We start from the raw sequence: 26,811 nt of genomic DNA on the forward strand, positions 1-26,811 counted from the left end.
GGTATTGGAGAGTTCAAACGCTGAAGACCCTGTAGCAAAGACTTTGACGTCCGGAAAATTATCTACGATGATTTTAATGCAAATACCAATATTCTGAATCCGTTGCGCTTCATCGATGACCACTGTTTTTGCTTTTCCTATTAGGGTTTTTAATCTCGTAGAACTTGGACTTCCGAGCATTTCTCGGATATCCGCATCATCTCCATTCCACCAAAGGATAGGCGTATGAAATCTATCTGCATGGTGTTTCAATAAAGTGCTTTTCCCTACCTGTCTTGGCCCAAATAGAATAATGGCTTTGGGGTCTTGCAGCTTTTTCGTAAGCTTATCCTGAAGTAGTCTTTGAATAAACATAATCGCAAATTTAATATAAATTTAGCGATTATAATCGCTGATTTTGTATAAAATTTGCGATTTCAGGTATCATGTACGAAAAGAACCTAAAAATTACTAGCTTTAAAAGAACATCCAACTAACCCAAAACCTCCTGCCCTTATGAAAAAAACAATTCTTCACTCAGATCATCGCCAAGAATTGCTGGACAGAGTTGCCAAGCTGCAAGCAGGGGACCAGGCACATTGGGGAACTATGAAGATAGAGGAAATGCTCGCGCATGCACGTGAGGTGGCAGGTGCAGTGTTGAAATCTCCCAAACCGGAAAAGAAAGCAAATATCAAGCAAGTACTTGGCAAGTACTATTTTTTCTATTTCAAAAAAGAATTCCCCAAGCTAGTCAAAGGGCCCAAGCGCTTTGACATGAAAGGGAAAGTAGATCAGGGAAAATTTGCAGAAGAAAAGCAAGGATTAATGGACACCCTTCAAGCATTCGGCAGCATCAGCCACCAACTTCAGGGTTTTCACCCCTTCTTCGGTCCGCTTAGTCATCGGGAGTGGGGGATACTGGTATGGAAGCATACGGATCATCATTTGCGGCAATTCGGAGTGTAGGGAGTTCTCGCGGAAGGCGCGGAAGACGCGGAAAAAGGTGGAAAGGAAAAGTTAGAATAGATTTGGGGAGTGGAGACATGCATTGAGGATGTGAAAAAAGGACGTTAACATTCATATTTTGAAGGGCTTAAAAAGGATTTCTTCATCACAGATTTGAAAATTTGATTATCACAGATTTACACAGATGAGTTTGCTGACGCAAATTTGGTATTGAAATCACAACCCACTATTTCCAATTATTTCAACTTTATTTCTTTAACCGCAAAGATGCCAAGGTCACGCAAAGGTACCCAAAGTTATGCTACCAACTCTGCGCCCTCTGTGCCAACCTTTGTGTCCTCTGCGGTTAGACTGCCACTAAACTACTTAAATCAGGCAAGTGCAAGGATAAACACGAATTGTTTGCTATCTCAAAGTGGGGGTGGCTCGCGGAAAGCGCAGAAATCATGGAAAAAATGGAAGGAAAAGTAAGATTTTGAGGGGGTGGAGACATTTTTGGTGGAAGTAACAAAAGGGGCGATAGCCCTGTGTTCTTCGTAGCAAAGTAATGAAGGTTTGGAATTAGAGGGGCGCTAGCCCTGATATCTTAATTGTTAGTAACAAACTGAGCTTTCCTTCATAAAAGTGTGTTGATTTACATTTTTTCCTTTGAAAAAGTGTGTTTAATAACATTTTTCTGAACGAAAGGGTGTCCTAAGTTTAATTCGATCACCAATGAAACGCAGAAATCAACATAAAATGGCTTACCAATGTGTCCCTCTATGGGATTCAACCATTGATAAGCCATTTGAAAAAGTTGGATTAATATTCCATCCCAATGGGAGCATTTTTTTGGGGATTTGGCAGCGATTGCTAAGACTGACCCATCCTTTGTGCCTTCGCGCCTTTGTGGCATCTTTATTCAAAGTTAAATTTTGCTTCTTTCTTCAACTCCACAATCACCACTCCATTTTTGCCTTCATCGCCATAGAGTTCCCAAGCCGAACTTCCCTTGATTACTGAAACGCTGTTGATGCTACTATTTTCCAATTCTATGATACTGGAAACCTTTTTCTCATTTTTCCCTTGGCGAATAATGTAAATAGGTTGATTTTCTGTCGAGGTTGAGACTACTATATTTGGTGAAGGCTGACTTCCTACACTTCTGATATTCACTTTTGAATTTCCTTGCTGACCCCCTGTACTTCTGACATTTACCACAGCATTTCCTTGAAGATTGGTAGCAGAAGTTGGCACTTGTTTCAAAATCGCTAATTCTGCTTGTTGGCTTTCATTCAATTCATTTTTAATGGCAACCAACGTGTTGAATTGTTTCTTCTTTAACTGATTTTCCAGCTTAAGAACCGCATCCATTTGTCTATCCACTACCACTTGATCTACTTTGGTAGCGGTAAGCATGGATTTAAGTTTAATATTGGCTTCGTCAAGTTCAAGTTTCAGCTTTCTAAACTCAGTTGCTTGCTGATTATGGATCTGCTTGATTTTATCCGCCTGTTTGTCAGTCAATGAGATAAGTTCCCTATTAGCCATCACCAAATCGGCTGAATACAAGGTTTCTTTGAAGATATCTTGGGCATAGCCTTGCATGGCTACTAAAGCTATTAGGATTGTGAGTATGATTTTCATGATTTTGTTACTGATTAAAATTCGGTTAATAATGAACTACTTGGTGCTTCCCATACATCGAGCGAAGAGCTGGTTTCGATGATAATTTCCTGTTCCTGATTGGCATGTTCGATTAATTGGATGATGATAAGATCCTTTTCAAGGCCTGTTTCAACCGAGGAAGGTTTGAGCAAGAAAAACCCAATCAATCCCGCTGCTGCTACCCCTATTGGCAGCCATTTCCATAGCTTGAAGGTTGCCTGTTTCTTAAACTCAACTGGCGGAATTGGCAATTGCTCATCCTTTTCCTTCCATTCCAAAAAGAAACGCCTCAATTCCTCATCTTCTATAGGCTCTCTGTTATTCATCTGCTTTCTTCTCTAGGATCCACGTTTTAAGACTTTTCTTTGCCCGATCATAATGAGTGCGTACTGTACCAATATGCAAACACATTACCTCAGCTGCCTTTTCCAGTGTTAGACCATGGTAAAAGACCAGCGTCAACACTTCTCGCTGTTGGGGAGGAAGTTTCAACATCAGTTGTTCATGATTCAAGGGACTTTCCTCCATTTCTTCCACTGCGACTTCCATTACCTCTTCGAGTAAGTGCATGGGCATATCTTTACGGATGTGCTCCATGGCTGTATACCTTATGATGGAAAAAAGCCAAGTCTTCACAGACGAATGCCCATTAAACACCGCTTTCCCTTCCAGAATTTTCAGATAGACCTGCTGCAAGACATCTTGGGCCAAAGCATCCTGAAAGTGACAGCATTGCCTCGCCCATCGGTAGGCATCGGCGTGCTGCTCTTTGATCACATGTTCCAGTTGCTTTGGCTTCATATACTTCTTAGTGTCGAAGAGGAGAGAATATATGACAAGGAAAGAAAAAATTAACAAAAAAATTTAGGGGCCTCTATTGTAGCCCTATTGTACAACTCCCTATAATCCCAACACCCTCGGCAACCAAAGCGTCAGATCAGGCCATAAAGTAATCACCACCAAACCTAAAATCATGGCAATGAAGAAGGGAACCAAAGGTTTGACGATTTTTTGAATACTCAATCCTGATACCTGTACCCCTAAAAATAGCACGGAACCAACAGGAGGTGTACACAAGCCAATGCACAAATTCAGAATCATGATAATCCCAAAATGAACTGGATCCACTCCCAAAGCTGTCACTATCGGTAGGAAAATAGGCGTGAAAATCAATACCGCAGGAGTCATATCCATAAATATCCCAACAAAGAGCAGAATAAGGTTTATCATCAATAAGATGACAAAAATGTTATCACTCAAGCCCAACAGGGATGCGGAAATAGATTGAGGAATATCCTCACTTGACATCACCCAAGACATACTCATGGATGTCGCAATCAACAACATCACAATGGCTGTAGTCTCTGAGGATTTCAAAAGAATGGCAGGAACTTCTTTTAGCTTGAGTTCTTTGTAAAAGAAAGATAATCCCAAGGTATAAATCACTGCTATGGCGGAAGCCTCTGTAGCAGTAAAAACCCCTGCCACAATACCCCCAATTACTACAAAAAGCAACATCAACGAAGGTAATGCCCTCCAAAACTTACTATTCAATTCTCGCCAAGAAGTCGTTTCGCCTTTGGGCAGGTTATGTTTTTTTATAAAAATAGCCGCTGTACCCATCAAGACGAGGCCAATAAATATCCCTGGAATATACCCCGCTACAAAAAGGGCTGCAATAGAAACACCCCCTGAAGCCAAGGAATAAACAATCAACACATTGGAAGGAGGAATAATCAAACCTGTAGTAGAGGAAGTAATGTTGACGGCGGCGCCCAAGCCTTTGGGATAGCCCTCCGAATCCATGCGCTTACCCAAAATCCCTCCAATAGCAGAAACAGCAGCAGCAGCGGAACCTGCAATGGCCCCAAAAAGCATGGCAGCTATGACATTGACATACAACAAGCCTCCCGGTAATTTTCCCGTCATCGCTTTAGCCAAATCTATCAAGCGTTGGGCAATTCCACCCCGATTCATAATTTCACCTGCCAATACAAAAAAGGGAATGGCTAATAGGGAAAAACTATCCAAGCTTGTCCCCATCCGCTGAGCTATGGTCGTAGCGGAAGGCATAGATTCTACAGTCACCAATAGGGTAAGAAAACTCGAAATCCCCAAACTCCAGGCCACTGGCACACCCAACATCATCAAGGTCACAAATGACAACACCAAAATTAGTATACTCGTCCATTCCATAAGTTATGCCTGTTGATCGGTGATGAGGGTTTGAATTTGAAGTACTTGGTAGACAACTACCAACAATCCGCTCAGAGGGATGATCGTGTACACATAGGCAAGCGGAATTTGAAGTGTCGCAGATTTTTGTCCCAACATGAAGGTGATGAAGACCAGATTTGTCCCACCAATTATCATCACGATCAATGCAAATAGCAAAATCGCCCCTGCAATAAAAATCAGCAAGCGTTTTTGCTGTATGCCTTGCAATTTTTTTGGTAAAATATCGATGGCCAAATGTTGATTTTGTCCTGCTACATAAGCTGCACCCAACATTCCTAACCAAATCAACATGTAGCGAGACAGCTCATCTGTAAAGGAACTAGGATTTTGCAACAAATATCTTGAAAGGACTTGCCAAGTCACATTGATAACCATGGCACCCATCAATAAGATAAGCGCATGAGCGATGACCTTATCCAATTTTTCCTTCATGTGTCAGTTATTTTAGGTAGTGGGTTGTTATGTTGTGCATTTACATACGTTTGGGGCTTACTCCTTAGTAGCTTGAATACGCTCTACCAACTTATACAAGTCAGGATTATTTTGCTGAATGGATGCATACAAGCTGACCACCGCTTCCCGAAAGGGGGTTTGGTCGGGGTAGCTGATGATGACTCCCGCTTTTTCCATTTCCCTCAAGGACATTTTTACTGATTTTTCCCAGAGTTGGTACTGGTAAACAGCCGATTCATCGGCTGCTTCCTGAAGCCATTGTTTCTCTTGCTCGGTTAGGAGATTCCAAACTTTTGTGCTGATCACCACCACATCAGGTACAGCCGTATGCTCGTTGATGGAATAGTATTTACATACCTCATAATGACGGGAGGTGTACAAACTTGGGGGGTTATTTTCAGCACCATCCACAATCCCTTGTTGCAAGGCCGTGTACAATTCCCCATACGAAACAGGGGTGGGAGAACTCCCAAAACTTTTAATCATGTTGATAGCCATATTGCTCTCCAAGGTTCGGATTTTCAACCCTTTGATATCATCCAAGGTCTCCACTGGTTTTTGTTTGGTATAAAAGCTTCGCTTACCCGCATCGTAGTAGCATAATCCCCGTAACCAAAACTGCTCGCCTTCTAATAACAATTCCTTACCAACATCACCTTTGAGTACCAAGTCCCGATGAGCATCGTCTCTAAAAATGTATGGCATGGAAAAGACTTGTACACGGGGTGCAAAACTTTCCAAAGTCGCCGCAGAAACTTTCGTCATACCCAAACTCCCGATTTGTAGTAATTCCACCAATTCACGCTCGGAACCTAATTGGGAATTGGGGTAAATTTTGATTTCCAGTTGTCCGTTGGATTTTTCTCGTGCAAGATCTGCCATATACACCATCGCCTCATGCACGGGATGTGTGACACCCAATCCGTGCCCCAGCTTGATGATTCGTTCGCTTCCTTTACCAGTACAGGTTATAAAAAGGGGGATGCAAAGCAATACCACCCATTTGTTCCAATTCCTCATTTGCGTACTTCTTGAATAAGTGCCAGAGTTTGCTGCATACTTAGTTGGAGACTATCCATGTCTTTGTCAGCTATCCACTTCGGATTGATTAGCTGAGAGCCCATACCCACACAATGAACACCCGCTCCAAACCATGCTGCTAGATTTTCGCGTGTTGGTTCGACGCCACCTGTTGGCATCAATTTGATATCAGGAATCACAGACAGTACCGCCTTGATAAACCCAGGTCCGAGCAGATTCCCTGGAAAAGCTTTGACTAGCGTAGCACCCAAACTTTTTGCCTGAAATACTTCCGTAACAGTTGCGCAACCGGGAATCCATACTAGTTGGTTGAAGTTACAATAGCCCGCTACTTCGGAAACCAAGGCAGGAGAAACGATAAAATCAGCCCCCAAGAGATGGAATTTTTCGGCATCCGCAGTGGTAAAAATTGTACCAATCCCCAAAAGCAAATCAGGATATTGAGCAGCATGTGCTTTTAGTGCTTGAAAAACTTCCGCTGCTTCCGCTGTTCTGTTGGTAAATTCAAAAACACGTACTCCTGCCGCATAAGCAGCATCGAGTACGCGTATGGATACATCAATTGAAGCATGACTAAAAACAGGAATCATTCCTGAATTTCCCATTTGTGCGACAATCTGATCGGTATTCATCATGGTTGTATAGGTTTGAAAGTAAGGATTGTTAACGAAGTAATTTGCCTACATGATCGCCGGCTACCAAGGACTGAACTTCTTCCACGGAAACCAAATTAGCATCCCCTGGAATTCCATGCTTCAATACAGAGGCTGCAACTGCAAACTCTAAGGCGTCTTGCTGTTCCATATGGAGCAAACCAAAAATCAGCCCTGCCATATAAGCGTCACCACCCCCAATTCTATCCACTATGTGAGGCATATCATAGATTTTGGAAGTTAGGAGTTCATGACCATTCCATAAGACAGCACTCAACTGATTATGGTTGGAAGAAATCGTAACTCGGTCGGTAGTACTGATATAGGCAAGAGAAGGATAATCCTGCTTGGCAAGATGACAAGCTTCTAGGTAGTCAGAAGTCTTGATAGCCATGCAATTTTCAAAGTCTGTCAACCCAGCTATGATGAGGTCGGCATATTGAATCAATTCGGGCATGACTTCTAAGGGCCCTTTGCCGTATTGCCAAAGGTTTCTGCGATAGTTGATATCTGCGCTTACTTTGACACCGTGCTTTTTGGCAGCTTTTAAAGCTTGCAGCAAAAAGTCAGCAGCCGCTTGCGAAAGGGCAGGTGTAATACCTGTCCAGTGAAACCAAGTAGCCCCTTCAAATACGGCCTCCCAATCCACTTCCAAAGCGGTCCAATTGGCAAAAGCAGAATCAAATCGATCGTAGATGATTTTGGAGGCGCGGTGCATGACCCCATTTTCCAAAAAATAGATGCCTAATCTTCCTTCGTGGGTATATACATGCGTGCAATCTACCTGCTGCTTTCGAAGGTAGCTTTTAACAGCTAAGCCCAAGTCATGCGGCGGTATGGCCGTGACATGTGTCGCTTCCAGTCCCCACTGGGCGAGTGATACAGCTACATTGGCCTCTGCTCCTCCGTAATGCACCTGCAATTGTTCTGCCTGCACAAAGCGCTCATGGCCAGGTGTAGAAAGGCGCATCATGATTTCTCCAATGGTGATGATTTTATTGCGCATCAGATATTTTATTTGTAGCGGTGAATTTAAAGATTTTGATTTCTTTTCTAAAATTCTTTTGCTTAATTTGTGCAATCGATTGCGCAATATAAACAAAATTTCTAATGAACCATACAGTTTTAAAAATTCATCCGAAAGATAACGTACTCGTCGCATTAAGCGATTTGAGCAATCAAGAGGCCATAGAATTTGAAGGCAAGACAATTGTATTGAAGCAGGATATTCCCGCCAAACATAAATTCACCATCGCACCGATTTCCACAGGAGGTAAAATTTTTATGTATGGAGTTGTCGTAGGAAAAGCGATGACCGATTTGCCCGAAGGTCAAGTCATCACAACTCAAAATGTAGCCCATGAAGCGAGTTCCTTTGGCAAAAAAACTGAAATAAGCACCTGGACACCCCCTTCCATCAACAGATTTGAGGGAAGGACCTTCCAAGGGTATCATCGAAAAGATGGTCAGGTAGGCACTGCCAATTACTGGGTCATCATACCATTGGTCTTTTGCGAAAACAGGAATGTAGAAGTTATAAAGGATGCCTTCTTAGAAGAATTGGGCTTCGCAAAACAAAATCCATTTAAGTCATTAGTCAAGCAAATGACTGATTTATACAAATCGGGAGATATTGGAGGGATTGAAACAATCGTAGCGGCGGAAAACATCGTCGAAACCGCACATCCCTTGTTTGAAAATATAGACGGATTAAAATTTTTAACTCATCAAGGTGGCTGCGGAGGTACCAGACAGGATTCTGAAATGCTGTGCACCTTGTTGGCAGGTTACATCCACAACCCCAACGTAGCCGGAGCAACGGTATTGAGCTTGGGTTGCCAAAATGCTCAGCCCGCAATCCTCCGGGAAAAACTGGAAAAACTTCAAGCAAACTTCCAAAAGCCAGTGTATATGTTGGAACAACAAGTGGAAGGAACTGAAAATCGGCTGATCTCTGAAGCCATCAAAAAAACCTTCTTAGGCTTAATAGAAGCTAATAAACTTCAACGAGAGGAAGCCCCCTTGAGCAAATTAAGCATAGGTTTGGAGTGTGGGGGCTCTGATGGTTTCTCCGGAATCTCTGCCAATCCAACCGTGGGGCATGTCTCAGATTTACTAGTGGCGTTGGGAGGAACTACTATACTCTCTGAGTTTCCAGAATTGTGTGGGGTAGAACAAGAATTAATCAACCGATGTGTTGACAACCCGATTGCCAATAAGTTTTCCCAACTCATGTCTACTTATGCTGAGGCGGCCGAGAAGGTTGGGTCAGGTTTTGACATGAATCCATCCCCTGGAAACATTAAAGATGGCCTCATAACCGATGCTATGAAATCTGCAGGAGCAGCAAAAAAAGGAGGGACTTCACCCATAGTAGATGTATTGGACTATGGAGAATACCTTCAAAAAAACGGATTAAATCTTCTTTGTACCCCTGGAAATGATGTGGAAAGCACCACGGCTATGGCAGGATCAGGAGCCAACATCATCCTTTTCACCACAGGTTTGGGTACTCCTACAGGCAATCCCATAGTTCCCGTAATCAAGATCTCCTCCAATAACAAATTAGCTGAGCGCATGCCTGACATCATTGACTTTAATACTGGGCCTGTAATTACGGGAGAAAAATCGATTGAAGAAATGGGAGAGGAGCTATTGGAACACATCATTTCCATAGCCTCTGGCAAGCAACAAACCAAAGCCCAACAATTGGGTCAAGATGATTTTATTCCTTGGAAGCGGGGAGTGTCCTTGTAAGCCTCAGAATGTCTTGGTGGCAACACATACCACCAAGACTTCCTACGTACACCTGTTTAATGTACTGTCTCTTCTAGGTACAAATGTTGAACAAGGCTATTCATATAAACTTCAAGATTCGTGTAAGGAGCTTGCAAAGAGCAACTTAAACTATCCTCTGGATTTTTTGGGTCCAAACCGTGTTGAAGCTCCCATAAATCTGGAATACCATCTTGGTCTGAATCGACCATTGGTTCTTTGAACTGAAGCATTGGCCAGCCCTCTACGTCTTCTTGACTGTTGATAATTCCCTTCAAGTGCGGTGCTAAACTGACGGTCATTCCTTGCAAATCATACAAAACCCGAAGGTCTACAGCGTCTCTTACCAATGATTGACCTACTAACACATGCAGGCGACTTTCAACCTCAGATGCAGGAATGGTGAATGGGTTAGTTGCACCGAATGCTTGAGAAACAAGCACTTTTTCAGCTTCCACTCCATGAATCCCCAAAACGTTGTTTTCACTTACTTTGGGGTATCCAAGGACAAGGTTGCCCTCTAAATAGAATTTACCATAAGGCTTGTATGGCTCCAAAATTCTATCCTTGGAAGATTGTGTGGCCGGACCTGGCTTATAATAATTATTCACCAAATTATGATTGCCCTGCTCACCCCCATAAGAGGAGTTGCCCTGCCAGTTATAAATTAGATTATTACGGAAATCAACTATCTCGAGGGCAGGTTCTTTATGGTACCGCGAACCATTGAAGCGGGGATTTCTGCTATTATGGTTCAATAAAAAGTTATAAATAAAAGAAGCTTGCTTCCCTCCCCAGATACCTCCGTATCCATGGGCCCCTTTTTCATGAACAGAGTTATTGAGGCTTTCAGAAAGGATGCAGTATTGCAGGGTAAAATTTTCATTATCATAGAACGAGCCACATTCGTCTGTAGCCCAGGAAAAAGAGCAATGGTCAACAATGACATCCTTCGAACGAATCACAGATATTGCATCTTCTTCTATTCCTGCCAAATCTCCCATTCTACTACGAATGAAGCGAATAATTACGTTTTCTGCATGTACTTTGATAGGATAATTCTGAATAGTAATTCCATCTCCTGGCGCAGTCTGCCCGGCAATGGTAAGGTCCCCGTGTTCAATGACCAAACTTGATTGCAAGGCTATATTTCCAGATACACGAAAAAGGATGGTGCGACGACCCGATGTTTTTATAGCAGCCCGAAGGCTCCCTTCTCCTGCATCGTTCAAGTTGGTAACAAACAATAATTTTCCACCACGACCACCTGATGTATATTTCCCAAAACCCTCTGCTCCGGGAAATGCAAGTATCTTTTCTTGAGCCTGTCCTACCGTATATACCCCTACAAAAGCAGTCAACAATACCCAGAAGAAAAGTCTAGCTAGTTGATTCATCGGTACTGTCGTTCAATAATATCCTTCACCAAACTATTGATGTATACTTCTATATTGTCATATGCTGTACTTAGATTTCTTGCACGGGCATCATTACTAAAAGGGTCAAGTCCATTGGAAATTTCCCAGGCATCTGGCATTCCATCTCCATCGGAATCTACCCTTACTGTCCCCGGACGCAATACAGGATACCCGCCCACATCTTCTTGACTATCAATAAGACCAAAATTACTTCCTCTCGAGCCTGCTGCAAAAAAGCTACGATTTCGAACTTCCTGAATGATACGAACATCCACTGCATCACGTATCAAACTAGCACCAGCAAATTCAAGGACCTTTTCATAACCCTCTACAGCTGATTGAGAAAATCCATAAAATGCTGGAAAAGGAACCGAACGCTGGAGTGCAGCTTTATCTTGCAGGGTACCATCCCGAAGAACTACTCCCAGCCAATTATCTTGATTAACTAAATCACGTCCTTCCATGACATTACCACTAACATAAAATGAGCCAAAGCCAAATACTGGGTCACTGGAAGTAGACTGTCTCCAAGCATTTAAAAATCGGGAGGTATTCCTGCTGGCAGGTCCAGGTCTGAAATAATTGTTAACCAAATTGAAAGACCCAGCCTCTCCGCCTCTAACCAAATCATCCCCCCAATTATACACTACATTATTCCTGAGATCCACAACACCTCTCAGATTACCCGTATTGAGGGGTGAAGGATAGACACCTGGGTGGTCCAATCGTGGATTTCGGTTGTTATTGTGTGCAATTAAGTTGTGATGAAAAGAAGCATTGTTCCCTCCCCAAATTCCTGCATACCCACGTCTACCCTTTTCATGAATTGAATTGGTCAGACTTTCAGATAGGATACACCAAGAGAGCGTAAAATTTCTGTTTCCATAAAAAGAACCTGTTTCGTCGGTTCCCCAAGACATAGAACAATGGTCAATGATAATCCTCTCGCGGAATCTTCCTTCCATTGCATCTGCTTCGTCTCCTCCTTGATCACCTACTCTAAAGCGCATAAACCGGATAATCACATTATCAGCATTCACGATCACCGAATGGTTTTTTATGGTTATCCCGTCTCCAGGTGCTGTTTGTCCAGCTATTGTAAGGTTACCATTTCTAATCACCAGATTGCTTTGGAGTTCAATGTAGCCGGCCACATCAAAAACAACGATACGGGTTTGAGGATTGTCTATAGCTGCCCGTAAACTTCCTGGCCCTGCATCATTCAGATTGGTCACCTTGATGACAATACCGCCTCTTCCGCCAGTCGTTTCTTTTCCAAATCCTTCAGCACCTGGAAAAGCAAGAGCTTCCTCCACTACAGGATTAAACTGCTTTACAGGCTCCTCATCTTCCATAATCAAACCAGTATCCTTGCCACAAGCAAACAAACCAAGGGCCAAAACAAGAATGAGGAAATTATACGTTACATGATTATTCATAGGTACTAGTAGAAGCTCCCCTCCTATACCAAGAAGGGATAAAGAGAGGAGCAATCATTTTTACTTAAAACGCCCAACGCAAGTCTCCTATTGGACCACCATTAGTAGCTGCTGTTCGCAAAGGAGAATTGGCTGGCAATCCGAAATCAGTTGTTGACTGATTCCAGCCCAAATTGACATTCAATAAATTGGAGGTTTGAACGTAAGAAATAATACTAATTTCTTGAGGGTCTGGACCTCCTGTAGTTAGGTTGAATAGGTTTGTATTAGCTAAAATAACTTGAGAGTTAGGATTGGCCCTTATCAATCGTGATCCAACCGTCTGACCATCAAATGGCATGTTGGCCACAATAGAGTTAGTCATGGTAAAGTCAACCTCATTATTGTTGCAATCCAACAAAGAATCATTTCTGTTGCTAGAACCAAGGCCATTGATGGTTACATTATTGACAGTGATTTTTGGGCGGAAAGTCATTGGCATATTGGTCGCCCAGCCGATAAATCCTCTGCTTCCTATTGCATGGAATGTAGAATTAGTGATTTCCAACTCCTTGAATTCACAGCGATCAATATGGAATACATGCCAGTTTGCGACCGCATGACTTCTCATCAACGTGTTATTCACTCTGATCAAGTCGATTTTGTGTTCGTTATTACCAGCTCGGTTAGCTCTCATAAATGCAACTCTCACGTTGACAACAACACTATTATCTATGACAACCTTGGTGAAATCCGCAGGTCCACCTACAAAGTTGAATAAATAGTCACCTATACCAGGCTCTCCATCAAAGGTGATTCCATTTACCTCTATTCCTGCACCGGATTCTGAAAAGGTAATTTCTCTGAAATTTATCCTAGTATCAGCAGGATTTCCAGAAACAGAATGAAGGATAATTGTTTTTCCGATCAATCTAAGGTTTGCAAACGCTCCTGAATTATCGACCAAATCATATGTACCTGGTTCTAATCCAATAAAACTTCCATCAGGAGCTTCTTCAATGATTGTTCGTAAATTTTGACCAGGAGATACTAGAATATCATATATACTTTCCTCTTTGGTGACGAAAGATGTAGCTCCAACTGTACGTTGACCCGCAAAAATAGTAGCCACGTAGGCAGTCAACGGTTGTAATCCTTCTAAGGTAACACTAGCAGCTTGTCTATCTTCGTTTGTCAACAAAAACTCTAATTGGCTGCCAGCAGGATCAGCTAATACAATGCGAGTTGGGCTAGCATTAGGTCTCCAACGTAGGAGCACAGTGGTCGAACCAATCTCGTTATCTAATGTTGGCAAAAAGATTTGTTCACCTGTGATTTGGAATGGAGTCATTGTCCTTACCCATGCAGAATTTTGAGCAGAAGTTACCCCGTTAGCCCGAACTCGTGCAAAATATGGTATTTGAACTTGTAGTTCTTCATCTGTAACTTGAACAGTAGTCTCTTCTGTAACTGTTTCAAATACTACGGATGTAAATAAACTGTCTGTACCTATTTGTACCGTATAAGTAACTTCACCTGGATTTGTAAATAAAGAAGCAGGCCAAGTCAATGTTGCTGCAATTTCTCCATTTGCCGCAGTCAATCCGGAAGGACGAAATCGAGTCATTTCATCGGGAATTGATAAATCGAGGTCAAAATCAGTACATCCAACTAACACAACTCCTACCAAAAGAAACGCTGATAGGGCTTTGAAGTATATTTTTTTTAAGATATTCATTGCTTAGAATTTTGAGTTTAGATTAGTAGCCGTACTCCTGTCTTAATCGAGGATTCGCATCCAAAACTGATGTATGTAATGGCAATAATTCATTTTTATTTGGCTCAAAACCAATCACATAAAAATTAAGGATACCATTATTTAAACCATTACCAACCCAAGCGACTGAGGCAGAGCCCGCAGGTGCAGGTGTTGGCTGCGGTTGAGTTAGAGAGTTCATCCAATTAATTGTAGTTTGACCTGGTTGGAAAAACATCGTTGTAGGAAGACTCGCGTACTCACCCTCCCGATTGACCATGCGGGTTAACTTGTCTCTAGTTTCCTGTAATTTTCGACCAAGCATATTCCATCGGATCAAATCATACTTTCGAATACCTTCTCCCACCAATTCAAAAGCACGCTCATCTACTAGCGCATCAAAAAAGCCCTGATAATCCGTGGGCGTAACACCAATTAAGTTCCTATCGCCATTGAATGCTCTTAATCGCACTTCTTCAAATGCAGCAATTGCATTCGGTGTTGGACCATTATTTAATTCATTTTCAGCTTCTGCAAACATCAGTAAGACGTCAGAATAACGAATCATAGGCCAGTTAATATTGAAATACTGTGCTACAGTCCCAAAAGTTGATGGTGTGATCCAATCTCTTCTAAACTTACCATCCAGCATTTGATGCAAGGGTCTGGCAACAAGCGTCCCTTCTCTTTCAATATTGTAAGGAGCAGCTGATACATCTCTTCTAGAATCATTTTCATCAAATGCATAAAAAAAGGTTGGAAGAAGTGTCAAAGCAGAGTTTCCAATATTATTCCACCTTGGACCATTGTAAAACCCAAGTTTGGAATCTCCAAATTGATTGGTTCCACCAGTCATTGCTACTTCCCAAATAAACTCACCAGCGGGATCTTTTCTGTTAGCTAGTAATGTTTTCCATAATTCCTCGTAATCAGGATGTAGACCATGAGAACCACTCTGGATAATTTTTTCAGTTTCCTCTTTAGCAATTTGGTAGAAGCGAACATGCCCAGTACCTCTTCTCATTTGTCTATCCAACCGCAAGGAATAACCTCCTCTAAAAAGTGCGATTCTAGCTCTAAGCGCTCTGATAGCTCCTTGGGTAAGTCTCTCATTGTTTCCACCAGGTGTTCCCCAAGGAACTAATTCCGCAGCTTCCGCCAAATCCTCTATGATACGGTCATAGATAATATCTCTATCCGTCCGCTCCAAGAAAAGATCTGGCTGAGCACTTGAAGGCTCAAATTGAGCTGGGATATCTCCCCAATTTCGAATCAATTCAAAATAAAATTGAGCCCTCAATGCTAAAGCTTCTCCATATAACCTTCTCAAAGCAGCCCTTTCAGAAGCTGTTCCATTTTCAAACATATTCATCCTAGGAATCTCAGCGATACAAATATTTGCGCGCTCTATACCCAAATACAACTGATTGAAAGGTAGTCGTAATTGAGTATTGCTAGGTTGTACATTGTATTGGGCAATATCTCTTCTTTCATTGTCAGGAAAAGGGTTACCAGCTTGCCCCATCAAAATATCATCACTTACAGGATAGTACATGCTTAGGCGAATTCCATATCCGTGGTCACCACCAAGCGGCGCATACACCCCGGTAAGCGCTTGAGTAGCAGTTCCTACATTACTGAATACGAAATCAGGTCCGAAAGAAGAAACCGGATTTACTTGCAAATAATCCTCACAGGAAACCAACGTGGCCATGCAAAGAAGAAATGTTGCTATTTTTAAGTTAAACTTTTTCATGATTTTGGCTTTTTGGGTTTAAAAGGTTATGTTGACTCCACCAAGAAACAAGCGGCTTCTCGGATAAGCAGAATAGTCCACACCAGGTGTCATCGGTGTTCTTCTTCTTGTGTTAACCTCTGGATCATACCCTGAGTACCTGGTGAAAATACCCAAGTTATTACCGGTAGCATAAATTCTAAATCGCTGGATTTTATACTTTGACAAAATCTGTTGTGGTAGCGTGTAACCAATCGTCACGTTATTGATTCGAAGAAAAGAGCCATCCTCTACAGCCCAAGAATGTAACCAAAATGAACTTGCAGATCTTAGCGGCTCCCAGATCGTTGCATTCTGATTCAATGCTGCTAGTTCAGCTGGATCTGTCACCACCTGACCCTGAGCATTTACATTGGTCCATCGGTCATTCATGATAGCTAACATATTAGCATTAGGAGTAAAACCAGAGCTAAACTCCAACTTATTGGCATTTAAAATACTGTTGCCATACACAAAGTTGAGGAAGATACTTGCGTCGAAGTTTTTGAAGGTGAATTGCTGATTGAAACCACCAAAAAACTTCGGTTGAGCATCTCCAATAACTGTTCGATCATTATCATCCACCACACCGTCTCCATTGATATCTCTAAATCTTAAGGAGCCTGGTCGCGGAGCCACGGCAGTAATACTTTGATTGGTAGCGACGCCATCTCGGAGGATGTATTGCCCATTGACAAAATCAAAATCATCCAAGGTATAGAATCCATCCGTAATCAAGCCCCACATAGCGCCAACAGGTCTTCCCACCTGAATAGCATAATCAAATGGTGCATTTCCTCCCGCCCATCCAGAGGGGATAAGGAAAAACGATTGATCTCCTAAGTCATCTACCCTGTTGCGATTAAAGGAAATATTGAAGTTAGCATTCCAGGAAAAATTCTTTTTCTCAACAATGGCTCCCGAAAGCTGAAACTCCAATCCTCGATTGGAAGTAGCTCCAACATTTTGAATCTGCACGGTATAGCCAGAAGTAGTTGGAACAGGTACCTCCACTAGTAGATCTCTGGTACGGTTTAAATAAGCATCAACGGAAAACTGTAATCTACCTCCCCACAATCCTACATCTAAACCTAGGTTATTGGCAACAGTAGTCTCCCAACGTAAATTTTCATTCGCTAATGCCGCAGGTGAATAACCTACATTAACCGTATTATTAAACCCATAAAATGCATTCGGAGTGAATTGAGTTAAAAACAGGAAATTGTCGATACGGTTATTGCCTGACTCTCCATAACTCAGCCGCAGCTTCATTTCGGATACAGTTTTACTTATACTTTGCATGAACCGTTCCTCCGAAATCCGGTAAGCGCCAGCTACTGAGGGAAAATATCCCCAGCGATTGCCTGGTGCAAACTTAGATGAGCCATCAGCACGCATGGTTCCAGTGAATAAAAATTTATCTCTGTAGGCATAATTAAGTCTTCCGAAAAATGAGAGAAGTCGAGCTTCTTGCACATTTGTATTAGGAATCATCGGAGTACCTAATGCCATATTTCCTAATGCTATTTCAGGAGTAGTTCCACTCGGAAAAAAACGAGCTTCCAAAAAATCCATACGAGAGAATTCTTCAAAAATCTCTTGTCCCAACAACAAATCAATCCTATTGGACTCAGTAAAGCTAGTTTTTATTTTATTTGTATTGAAGACCAATACATTGGAATTGTTTAAGATTCTACGCTCTGTTCTTCGAATTGAAGCCATGGGTAAACTAGCCCCCTGTTGTCTTGAAGGAGAAGTGATAGAATCATTAAATGCATAATCATTAAAATTATTAAAATCTGCTCCAAATGTAGATCTAAAAGAAAGGTATTCAGTAAACTTATACTCTATTGATCCATTGAAATTTGTAACATTCTGCTTTCGCTGACGATACTCTGCTTCTGTAATTAATATTGGGTTCACCAATGCCAAAGAATTGGAATTGGTTTCGTCAGCATAGTCAGGATCAAATTGTGTTAAATCTGTACCTCCCATCAACATTGGTCTATAACGGATGGCATGCCTAAGACGGTTAGTGCTAGAAGAACCTTCAGAAGCTGTTCCCGCACCATTCACCATTGTATTATTGTACCGAACATTAAAGCCAACATTTAATTTATTGGTAATTTTATGATCAAATCTGAAGTTGATTAATTTTCTATCAAAATCAGACTCCAACATGATCCCTTCTTCCGTATTGGAGGTCACGCTCAAGTTAAATTTAGTAGTTGCTGTTCCACCAGCCACACTCACGTTGTGTGTTTGCATGGTTGCATTGCGTCCAAAAACTTGGTCTTGCCAATCTACAAAAGGAATCTGTCTATAGTTTTCGATGTCACCAAAGTGCCCATACGTTCTCAAAAAATTGTTACGTTCCTGCTCTGAACCCCTACTTCTATCGTATTGATAACGAACAAACTCATAAGGATTCATCACATCTAATTTGTTGGCAAGATTTCGAACACCCGCAAAACCATTGTAGCTGACCGATGTTTTCATTTCTTTGCCACCTTTGGTGGTAATGATGATGACACCATTAGCACCTCTTGCACCATAAATGGCCGTAGCAGCAGCATCTTTTAAAACATCGATGGACTCTATATCCTGAGGAGATAACACATTCAAGGCATTTTCAACCTGAATTCCATCCACAATGTATAGCGGTGAGTTATCTTGGGTAATTGAACCTCCTCCCCTCACTCGAATTTGTATGTCAGCATTGGGTGCACCTTCGGCACCTGTCACCTGCACACCGGCCAACCGGCCAGCTAAAGCTTCCGCTGCTGAGTTGACTGGAATATCTACAAGTTGCCTACTATTGACTGAGGAAACTGACCCCGTCAAATCCCTTCTATCAATAGTACCATAACCAATAACAACAAATTCTGAAAGCGTAGAAATGTCTTCATCCATGGTAACATTGATGATGCTTTGGTTGCCTACCAAGACTTCTTTGGAAACCAATCCAATAAAAGAAAAAACAAGGGTAGCATTGGCCGGAACTTCTATGGAGTAGTCCCCATTCAAATCAGCAGCGGCACCCTTACTAGTTCCCTTTACCAAAACGGTGACACCGGGGATCGGTTCTCCTCCTGCGTCTGTAACCTTACCTTTGACTATTCCTTGTCCAAAGGTTACATGTGCCAACAACAGCAAAAAGACCGCCAAAAGCAACAACGGTCTTGATACTGACTTTTTTGTAAATTTTTGGTTCATTATCGATTAGGGTTAATTGTTACGTATAATTTGTCAGTTCATTTTTTTTAAAACTAGCTTATTTCACCTTCTTCCACACATGTCTGCTGCTTGTATTTATGCAACAAAACAAATAATCAATATAAGCATGCCTTTTGCAAAAACAGAATTATTTTGCGCAATCGTTTGCATATTATGAAAAAAAATTTTTCTCCACAAGAATTTTTTAAAAAAATATCATATTGATTGTTTAAAAATGCTTAAAAGCACATTTTAACGGATATTGTTTGGATAAAATTTTTCCCCACACTCAAATATACCAAAGAAAAAACAGACGTTTTGCGCAATCGTTTACATAATTCAAAAAGTAGTGCTATCACCGATAACACTCTTTTCAAAATAACCCAAAAAATTTACTTTTTGAGGTAATCTCCCAATACTGGAATTTGTTGATATATAGCCGCCACAGCCAAATCGCACATCCGAAAAGCTCCCGTGGGTGAGAAATGGGTATTGTCTACAATACCATCTGGAAATCGCTCGTATTGACCGGGTTCAAAATGCATAAACAGCTCCTTAGAGCGCTCCACACCCCAAGCCATTAGCAATTCCCTGCTTTTGGCATTTAAATCCAGAAGAATGACATCCAATTCCAAAGCCACCTCTTTCATTTGAAGGGTATACGCCGCATGCGTGTCTTTAAGATTGCCTTGTCCATCAAAACTCCTTCTTGACAACGGGGTAGCCAACACAGGAATTGCTCCTTTAGCCCTGGCTTCCATCACGTATCGGGTGAGGTTTTTTTTATAATCAGCAGGAGAGGCATAGCGGTTTTGGTCATCCTCTTTTTGGTCATTGTGACCAAACTGAATGAAGATAAAGTCTCCTTCCTGAACCTCATCAAGTACCTTGTCCCATCTTCCTTCTTCCCGAAAGTTTTTAGTACTTCTTCCATTGACGGCATGATTGACAATCATTACTCCCTCCTTGAAATACAAAGGCAAAATTTGACCCCAACCCTTCTCTGGATTGCCTGGCACATAGGACTTATCAGCCATGGTTGAATCTCCCACAAGAAATATCTTGAGCGGTGCTTCCTTCAACTTTTGAAATGAAAGAAGCAATCCCAGCACACATACAATTCCAATACTTTTCATCTTACTTAACAATGACTGCATTTGTACGAACTCCCTCGCCCTTAGATACATCAGTAGCTCTTCTCAAAGACTCCTTGGAAATTTGAATAGCCATAGACAAAGGACCTAAGACAGAAATCCCAACCTCTTCCTTGACTACATAATCAAACTTGGAAACTTGCACGTTTTTACTGTTGTACAATACCAAAGCTGGGCCTGTAGCTGCCATCACCTTTACATTGTTCAAAAAAAGCCCATCTGTATCGACTGCGATGATTCCTTTTTTAGCCTCCAAAGTTGCGTGCTCCAAGTGTACATTCTGTAAATTCATCTCCGGCAAGCCTTGAAAATTAGCTGCGACTCCGCTACCTGTGGCGACGATGTGCTTCATGTAAATATTTTTAAAGGAAGGGGTTTCTACCGTAACTGGCGCCAGGCGTTCATCCCTAGCCTCTTTGCTGGCATCTTGGTCCGGTTCTGGGATAGGGGAGTTACCTCCATAAAAAAGATTGAAATTAATAACATCCGTTGGGATGTTAATCATATCAATATGAGATATGTAGATATTTTCTACCAATCCTCCACGACCTCTGGTGCTTTTAAAACGCAAGCCAACATCTGTTCCCATAAATGTGCATTGAGAGATATGGATATTTCTCACACCCCCAGACATTTCACTTCCTATGACAATACCCCCATGACCATGGTAGACAATATTGTTTTTGACAATCACATGTTCGGTAGGTATAGCTCTTCTTCTACCATCTTCATTTTTTCCTGATTTGAAGCAAATAGCATCGTCACCCACATCAAAAATATTGTTGTAAATCAAAACCCTTTTGCAGGATTCCACATCCAATCCATCGCCATTTTGAGAATACCAAGGATTCCGCACATTAAGGTTGCGGATAATAATGTCTTCACTCATCAAAGGATGAATATTCCATGCGGGGGAATTTTGGAAGGTAGGACCATCCAATAAAATCCGCTTACTTTTGACAATACTGACCAATACGGGCCTCAGAAAATCACGAATCGATTCGTATTCCTCCACCGGAATCAAGTCTGGAACATTGAAATTTGAACTTGCCTGAAAACCTTTCAAGGAGCTTTCGGAGGGAAACCAGGTATCCCCTTTTTCATTTAAAACGCCTCCTTTTTCCAACAAAGATTTCCACTGATTGCCCGTCATTTTGCTTTTTTTGACAAATCTCCAAGCATCTCCATTTCCGTCGATTGTTCCGGTTCCGGTAATGGCTATGTTTTCTACACCATAAGCATAGATTGGTGACATGCAGCGTCTGGTATCAAGTCCTTCAAAACTTGTATCCACCAAGGGATAATCATCAAAATCCTTAGAAAATAGAATCAGTGCCCCTGCATCTACATGTAGCCTCACATTGCTTTTGAATACGATGGGACCTGTCAACCAGATTCCTCTAGGCACCAACAGGGTACCCCCGCCTTTGGCCTCCAGATGAGCCATTGCTTGAGCAAAGGCTTCCGTGTTTTTGGTCAGCCCATCAGCAACTCCTCCGAAATCCTTTATAACAATGGTGTAATCCGGAAAGGAAGTTTCTTTTACGTGGGGCATGTCAAATTCAATCCCATCATAGATGGTGGACTGATTGATTGTGTGCTGTTGCGCTTGACAACTCGTAACAAAAGCGCTCCAAATCAAACAAATGAATAAGAATTTGGTGTGTGGATGGTTCATGTGAATAGGGTTTAGTGCATTGAGCGTATACAATAGGTCTGACTATTTTTGAGAGATAAGAAATTCATGTGGATTCCAGCCGTCCTTGCCTGCCAAAACTGCCGAAAGACTGATAACAGCCGCCTCTTTTGATGCGCTTGTTTTGGCCCAAGGTACTCGCTCCTTAGAGACAGCTCCGGGGCCAAAATTCTCAATTTCAGCATAGTGGACTGTTTTTTCAGCATCGGGTTTATTCCAATTGTGCCAGCCTTGGGAAGCAATGTGAGGGCCTAAGTCAGATTGGATGAAAACTGTTTGCGCAAATGGCCTCCATGGTCTTCCCAAAAAAACTGTTCCCACCGGTGAATCCCCCGTGAGTTTACATTGGAAGAATATAAAACCATGTGCTTGCTTCTCTGGAGTGGAGGCTGCCGTGATGTATTTGCCACCCGCCTTGGAATGAATCTGGCAGTTGTCAAAAACGGATGTAGCTGCTCCGAAAATAAAATCAGTGGTTCCCTCGATGTAGCACTCCTTGTAATAGTGTCGGGTTCCTTCCCCCTCGGCATAAAGTGTGTCTTGATGTCCCAAAAAACGACATTTTTCAAAGACAGCCCGGTCGGCGGAGACACGGACAGCAACTGCCTGCCCTACTGGTCCCGCTGAATTTTCAAACGTGAGATTATACGCATAGAAGTCATTGCCGAAGATAAAAAAGGAACTGGAAGCAGAAGTGCCTAGTGATTCACCAAAACGATTCAACCTGGAAGCATGATCATCATAGGTCAATACCGTCGTAGCGGCATCTTCCCCAATAAACCATACATGGGTTTTGGAATTTGGAAGGATGATTTTTTCTTTATAAACTCCAGCTTTTATTCGTATAACCGTGGGCGCACTCCTAAAATCGGGCACAGCCATAATCGCCTCCTGAATTGTTCTAAAATCTCCCGTACCATCCTGAGCAACGGTAAAGTCGGGATTGCTGAGCAAGCTTAGCTGAACTATCCACAAAACAATCATCTGTACCATGCTTACCTCCTTAGATTTTCATAGACCAAACTCGCAAGAATAAATGGGCCAACACCTTTGGGGTCATTTGGACGAATAGGTTCTCCGATGTAATATTCAAAACTACCATCCCGATACGGATTACCTCCTAAACCCGCAACACCGCAAATGTCATTCATGGTTAAGGAACCATCTGGGTTTTCAGAAATGAACATTTGAAGGATACCCTCATATGCTTGTATCCCTGCTGCTCTGTATGTTGATTTCAGCACTCCATTTTCCGTTCCTTTCAGCAGAAAATAGGCCAACATACTGGATACAGAAGCTTCCAAATAATTTCCTTCCCGCTCACCTTGATCCACCACCTGATACCAAGTTCCTGACTCATGTTGGTATGCTATAATTCCTTGTGCCAATTGATTAGCGTATGCTTCCAAAGTCGCGCGCTTGGGATGTTCGACGGGAAAATAATCCAAAACATCAATCATAGCCATTGCCAACCAGCCGATGCTTCTTCCCCAGTAGTTTTTAGAAAGCCCAGTAGCTGTATCTGCCCAGCGTTCCGATTTACTTTCGTCGTATGCATGATGATAAAGCCCATTTTCAGGCGTGTAATGATACTTGTCTACTAAATAAAATTGATTGAAGATATCATCCCAAATGTCTTGTTCATCAAAAGTAGCTGCATACTGAGCTAAAAAAGGAGCACCCATATACAGTCCATCCAGCCACATCTGATGAGGATAAACTTTTTTATGCCAAAAACCCCCCTCGCTGTTTCGGGGATGTTCGCGCATTTGCTGCCTCAATTGATTCAATGCCAATAAGTAGCGTTGGTCATTAGTGTATTTATAAAGCGTAATCAAAAACTTCCCTCCATTGACTCGGTCAATGTTATAATCCGATAGTTTGTAGGTCAAAATTTCACCAGACTCCTGAATCATAAACTCAGAGAAATGTTTCACATAGTTTAAGTATTGGGGATCCTTGGTTTGATCATACACCCTCAACATTGCCATCATGATTAAGCCATGCGTATACTCCCACTTGGGTTTGGCATTGAAATCAATGGTCCAGCCATCCGGATTCCTCAGCATCTCGGAATCCGCCATCCAAGCAGCATAACTTTTTTGTGGGGGCACAGCCTCCTGTTGGCAAGCCACCAAAAAGGGATGCAAAATCAAGAAGCACAAGAGTATGACAGCTTTCATATCAACAGATTTTAGACAAATTCCCAAGTTTATATGTACTCATAGCATCAAGAATTACACTAGTTTATTTCCACTTTGATGGGGTTCGACAACTCCCGGATGGTTTGCTTCAAATAGTTTTCAAAAGCTTCTTTACTCCGAAGTCCCCCGGGTTCAAGTTCCCATGCAGCCAAGAAATAATAGCTTACTTCTTGGTTAGATGGTTTGAGGATCACCACATGGGATAACTCATCTGCTGTTACTTCAAGCACGTCCGCTTGATTGAAAATAATTGCTATTCCAAGCAAGTCATCGTTTAGGCTTTGGGGCCCATAGGTTGCAAGATAGCCATATCCTTGGTCCGTCTGATGCACCATCAGTTCAGCTTTTCGGTCTTTGATAAGACCAGTGGCAATGTTATCAAGTTCATTACTAAGACGGATGTGTTGCTTACTCAGCCTACTTCCGGCTGAGATGCTGATTTGAGAAAACAAATCTGTGGTTCGCCCACCTACCTGCCAACCATAATAGTGGGTTTCCACAGCAGAGTAAAGTACACCGTTTTGCAGTATTTCCGCATACAAACTATCGGTCTGTTCCACTCTGACTGCCTTACCTTGGTGGAATGCAGCGATTGAGCCTACTCCCAGAGTTTTTCCAACCTTCAGTACATCCATTCCCCAGTCCTGCATTTCATGATAGGAATCAAATCCATCCAGTCCAACCAATTGCAGGATGGGTTCACTCACTTTTTTTCCAAACACATCCACGCCATTTCTCCAATCCAAATAAAAACGATATCCAACCTTATCGGACTCCCAACCTGGACCTTCATAGCGGATGTACCAAGAATGGTCCGTATGTTCAGCCGGAACTTTCAGGGATTGTACGTTCTGAAAATTTCCCCCGATATATTTCCGATTTTCAAAGTAGCCACCGACTTTGTGCGAAAGCTCTGCCTGTGTTCGTTTGGTGAAATTGTGGTTTGGGACGGTTTGTTCGTCGTAGATGACATGAATGATTTTCTTTTCAAATTCCTGAAAATTCGGAAAAACCAACACCAAGCCTTGCTCTGCACCATTGTCAACCCATTGAAAGGGAATGGATTGATTACCTTCTAGAACAGTCAAATGCGATGATTGGATGAGGGGAAAGAGTGGCGTAAGTTTTTCTTTGGGTACAAGTACAAAAGCATCTGTACGTTCTAAGCCAATAGGATTAGTTAGCTCTATTGTACACCTGTATTTCTCTTGGGCCCAAAGTTCAGAAGTTGGCCCAATGGTGAAAAATAAGCAGAGAATCAGGAGTGTAGGAACAGTTATTTTTTTCACAACAACAACTAGCTAAGTTAACAGATTTTTTTTGTGCAATAAATGCGCAAAGGAATTCATTTGAGCAATCGATTGCATAAATACCAAACTAATCTGAGAAAAAAAAATGTCATTAAAAAAAAATCAAATAAAATTACCTATTTGACCTCAAAACAGAACATTATTACTTTGCTATACGTCATCAAATCAAATTTTAAAATCATGTACTCTTCAAAAATAATTCTAGCAAATTTACTTAATTGCGCAATAAGTTTTATATTGCGCAACCGATAGCATTAATTTTACATATGATGCACACAACTATTCAAACTAGATACTCCAACCATCCTACAGATGTCAAAGGGTATGACACCAGGCAACTAAGAGCACACTTTCTTGTAGATCAGGTATTCATAGCCGATACCATCACAGGTGTTTATTCTTTAAATGACCGTTTAATCGTGGGAGGAATTTTTCCTCAATCCAAACCACTCCACTTAGAGACAGTCGAACAACTGAAATCCACCTACTTTTTGGAAAGAAGAGAAATAGGTATCATCAATGTTGGAAGTACCTGTAACATAGAAGTTGAAGGAGAAAAAATTGTTCTCAATCCTAAAGAGGCTTTGTACGTAGGTAAAGGCACACAATCGGTGGTGTTCCATCCTGCTGCTGAAGGTGAGGCCCTTTTATACTTCAATTCCGCTCCGGCACATGCTACTTTCCCAACCAAAAAAGTAGATAAATCCAATGCGGAAATTGTAGAGTTGGGCTCCGTAGAAAACTCCAATGCCCGTACGATTTACAAGTTGATTGTCAATTCGGTGGTAGAAACCTGCCAATTGCAAATGGGGATGACTGAACTGAAAACAGGGTCGGTTTGGAATACCATGCCTGCCCATACGCACGACCGACGCATGGAGGCCTATTTCTATTTTGATTTGAGTGAAGGGCAGACAGTTTGCCACTTTATGGGCGAACCACAGGAAACTCGTCATATATGGCTAACCAATCATCAAGCAATCATCTGTCCACCTTGGTCTATTCACAGTGGTGCTGGCACTTCTAACTATACCTTTATTTGGGGAATGGCGGGTGAAAATCTGGACTATGGAGATATGGATGTCGTTTCACCTGATAAACTCCGCTAAG

Annotated in this window: 22 protein-coding genes; 3 read left to right on the top strand and 19 right to left on the bottom strand. The window is 41.9% G+C overall.

Translation table 11 applies throughout. From position 1 onward, the window contains the following. Positions 1-354 (bottom strand): AAA family ATPase (locus ACXIUD_RS18255; protein WP_458054090.1); only part of this gene is annotated, 354 nt, incomplete at its 3' end. Between the two features lie 141 nt (positions 355-495). Here ACXIUD_RS18255 and ACXIUD_RS18260 point away from each other — a divergent pair. Next, positions 496-948 carry a DUF1569 domain-containing protein gene (locus ACXIUD_RS18260; protein ID WP_458054091.1) on the top strand — a complete coding sequence of 151 codons (453 nt, stop codon included), beginning with the start codon at positions 496-498 and terminating at the stop codon, positions 946-948. A gap of 897 nt (positions 949-1,845) precedes the next feature. On the opposite strand, the gene ACXIUD_RS18265 is transcribed toward ACXIUD_RS18260, so the two are convergent. The 8 genes from ACXIUD_RS18265 to ACXIUD_RS18300 form a co-directional block, all read right to left on the bottom strand. Continuing rightward, positions 1,846-2,574, bottom strand: coding sequence for a periplasmic heavy metal sensor (locus tag ACXIUD_RS18265; RefSeq protein ID WP_458054092.1), 729 nt, complete (start codon positions 2,572-2,574; stop codon positions 1,846-1,848). A 14-nt stretch (positions 2,575-2,588) separates the two neighbouring features. Continuing rightward, the gene (locus ACXIUD_RS18270) at positions 2,589-2,921 is read right to left on the bottom strand and encodes a hypothetical protein (protein ID WP_458054093.1); all 333 of its coding nucleotides are present in this window, start codon (positions 2,919-2,921) and stop codon (positions 2,589-2,591) included. Next, a complete protein-coding gene (locus tag ACXIUD_RS18275) occupies positions 2,914-3,396 on the bottom strand; it encodes an RNA polymerase sigma factor (RefSeq protein WP_458054094.1) in 483 nt (160 codons plus the stop codon). The genes ACXIUD_RS18270 and ACXIUD_RS18275 overlap by 8 nt, the downstream gene beginning before the upstream one ends. A 99-nt stretch (positions 3,397-3,495) precedes the next feature. Next, positions 3,496-4,791, bottom strand: a complete 1,296-nt coding sequence (locus tag ACXIUD_RS18280; protein WP_458054095.1) for a TRAP transporter large permease — start codon at positions 4,789-4,791, stop codon at positions 3,496-3,498. 3 nt (positions 4,792-4,794) lie between these two features. Next, positions 4,795-5,265 (bottom strand): TRAP transporter small permease, encoded by a 471-nt coding sequence (locus ACXIUD_RS18285; RefSeq protein ID WP_458054096.1) that lies wholly within the window; start codon positions 5,263-5,265, stop codon positions 4,795-4,797. A 57-nt stretch (positions 5,266-5,322) separates the two neighbouring features. Further along, positions 5,323-6,306 (bottom strand): TRAP transporter substrate-binding protein, encoded by a 984-nt coding sequence (locus ACXIUD_RS18290; RefSeq protein WP_458054097.1) that lies wholly within the window; start codon positions 6,304-6,306, stop codon positions 5,323-5,325. Further along, complete coding sequence (locus ACXIUD_RS18295; protein WP_458054098.1) at positions 6,303-6,962, bottom strand: bifunctional 4-hydroxy-2-oxoglutarate aldolase/2-dehydro-3-deoxy-phosphogluconate aldolase; 660 nt, start codon at positions 6,960-6,962, stop codon at positions 6,303-6,305. Before ACXIUD_RS18295 ends, ACXIUD_RS18290 begins: the two co-directional genes overlap by 4 nt. Positions 6,963-6,990: 28 nt before the next feature. Beyond that, positions 6,991-7,986 carry a PfkB family carbohydrate kinase gene (locus ACXIUD_RS18300; protein WP_458054099.1) on the bottom strand — a complete coding sequence of 332 codons (996 nt, stop codon included), beginning with the start codon at positions 7,984-7,986 and terminating at the stop codon, positions 6,991-6,993. Positions 7,987-8,090: 104 nt separating this feature from the next. Between ACXIUD_RS18300 and ACXIUD_RS18305 the strand changes: the two genes are divergently transcribed. Beyond that, positions 8,091-9,737, top strand: coding sequence for a UxaA family hydrolase (locus tag ACXIUD_RS18305; RefSeq protein WP_458054100.1), 1,647 nt, complete (start codon positions 8,091-8,093; stop codon positions 9,735-9,737). Positions 9,738-9,793: 56 nt separating this feature from the next. On the opposite strand, the gene ACXIUD_RS18310 is transcribed toward ACXIUD_RS18305, so the two are convergent. The 10 genes from ACXIUD_RS18310 to ACXIUD_RS18355 all read right to left on the bottom strand — a co-directional run bounded on the left by ACXIUD_RS18310 (position 9,794) and on the right by ACXIUD_RS18355 (position 25,680). Then, positions 9,794-11,152, bottom strand: a complete 1,359-nt coding sequence (locus tag ACXIUD_RS18310; protein WP_458054101.1) for a pectate lyase — start codon at positions 11,150-11,152, stop codon at positions 9,794-9,796. After that, the gene (locus ACXIUD_RS18315) at positions 11,149-12,612 is read right to left on the bottom strand and encodes a pectate lyase family protein (RefSeq protein WP_458054102.1); all 1,464 of its coding nucleotides are present in this window, start codon (positions 12,610-12,612) and stop codon (positions 11,149-11,151) included. Before ACXIUD_RS18315 ends, ACXIUD_RS18310 begins: the two co-directional genes overlap by 4 nt. Positions 12,613-12,676: 64 nt before the next feature. Then, entirely contained in the window at positions 12,677-14,329 is a 1,653-nt protein-coding gene (locus ACXIUD_RS18320) for a hypothetical protein (RefSeq protein WP_458054103.1), read from the bottom strand. Positions 14,330-14,351: 22 nt separating this feature from the next. Beyond that, positions 14,352-16,103 carry a RagB/SusD family nutrient uptake outer membrane protein gene (locus ACXIUD_RS18325; RefSeq protein WP_458054104.1) on the bottom strand — a complete coding sequence of 584 codons (1,752 nt, stop codon included), beginning with the start codon at positions 16,101-16,103 and terminating at the stop codon, positions 14,352-14,354. Between the two features lie 18 nt (positions 16,104-16,121). Continuing rightward, positions 16,122-19,337, bottom strand: a complete 3,216-nt coding sequence (locus ACXIUD_RS18330) for a SusC/RagA family TonB-linked outer membrane protein (RefSeq protein ID WP_458054105.1) — start codon at positions 19,335-19,337, stop codon at positions 16,122-16,124. Between the two features lie 392 nt (positions 19,338-19,729). Then, a complete protein-coding gene (locus ACXIUD_RS18335; protein WP_458054106.1) occupies positions 19,730-20,473 on the bottom strand; it encodes a rhamnogalacturonan acetylesterase in 744 nt (247 codons plus the stop codon). Position 20,474: 1 nt separating this feature from the next. Further along, positions 20,475-22,169, bottom strand: a complete 1,695-nt coding sequence (locus ACXIUD_RS18340; protein WP_458054107.1) for a glycoside hydrolase family 28 protein — start codon at positions 22,167-22,169, stop codon at positions 20,475-20,477. Between the two features lie 42 nt (positions 22,170-22,211). Further along, positions 22,212-23,180 carry a pectinesterase family protein gene (locus ACXIUD_RS18345; protein WP_458054108.1) on the bottom strand — a complete coding sequence of 323 codons (969 nt, stop codon included), beginning with the start codon at positions 23,178-23,180 and terminating at the stop codon, positions 22,212-22,214. A 2-nt stretch (positions 23,181-23,182) separates the two neighbouring features. Next, complete coding sequence (locus ACXIUD_RS18350; protein WP_458054109.1) at positions 23,183-24,370, bottom strand: glycoside hydrolase family 88/105 protein; 1,188 nt, start codon at positions 24,368-24,370, stop codon at positions 23,183-23,185. A gap of 59 nt (positions 24,371-24,429) precedes the next feature. Continuing rightward, entirely contained in the window at positions 24,430-25,680 is a 1,251-nt protein-coding gene (locus tag ACXIUD_RS18355; RefSeq protein WP_458054110.1) for a DUF4861 domain-containing protein, read from the bottom strand. A 290-nt stretch (positions 25,681-25,970) separates the two neighbouring features. On the opposite strand from ACXIUD_RS18355, the gene kduI reads away from it, so the two are divergent. Further along, the gene (kduI, locus tag ACXIUD_RS18360) at positions 25,971-26,810 is read left to right on the top strand and encodes a 5-dehydro-4-deoxy-D-glucuronate isomerase (protein ID WP_458054159.1); all 840 of its coding nucleotides are present in this window, start codon (positions 25,971-25,973) and stop codon (positions 26,808-26,810) included. Position 26,811 lies beyond the last annotated feature (1 nt).

The organism is Mongoliitalea sp., from assembly GCF_054166905.1.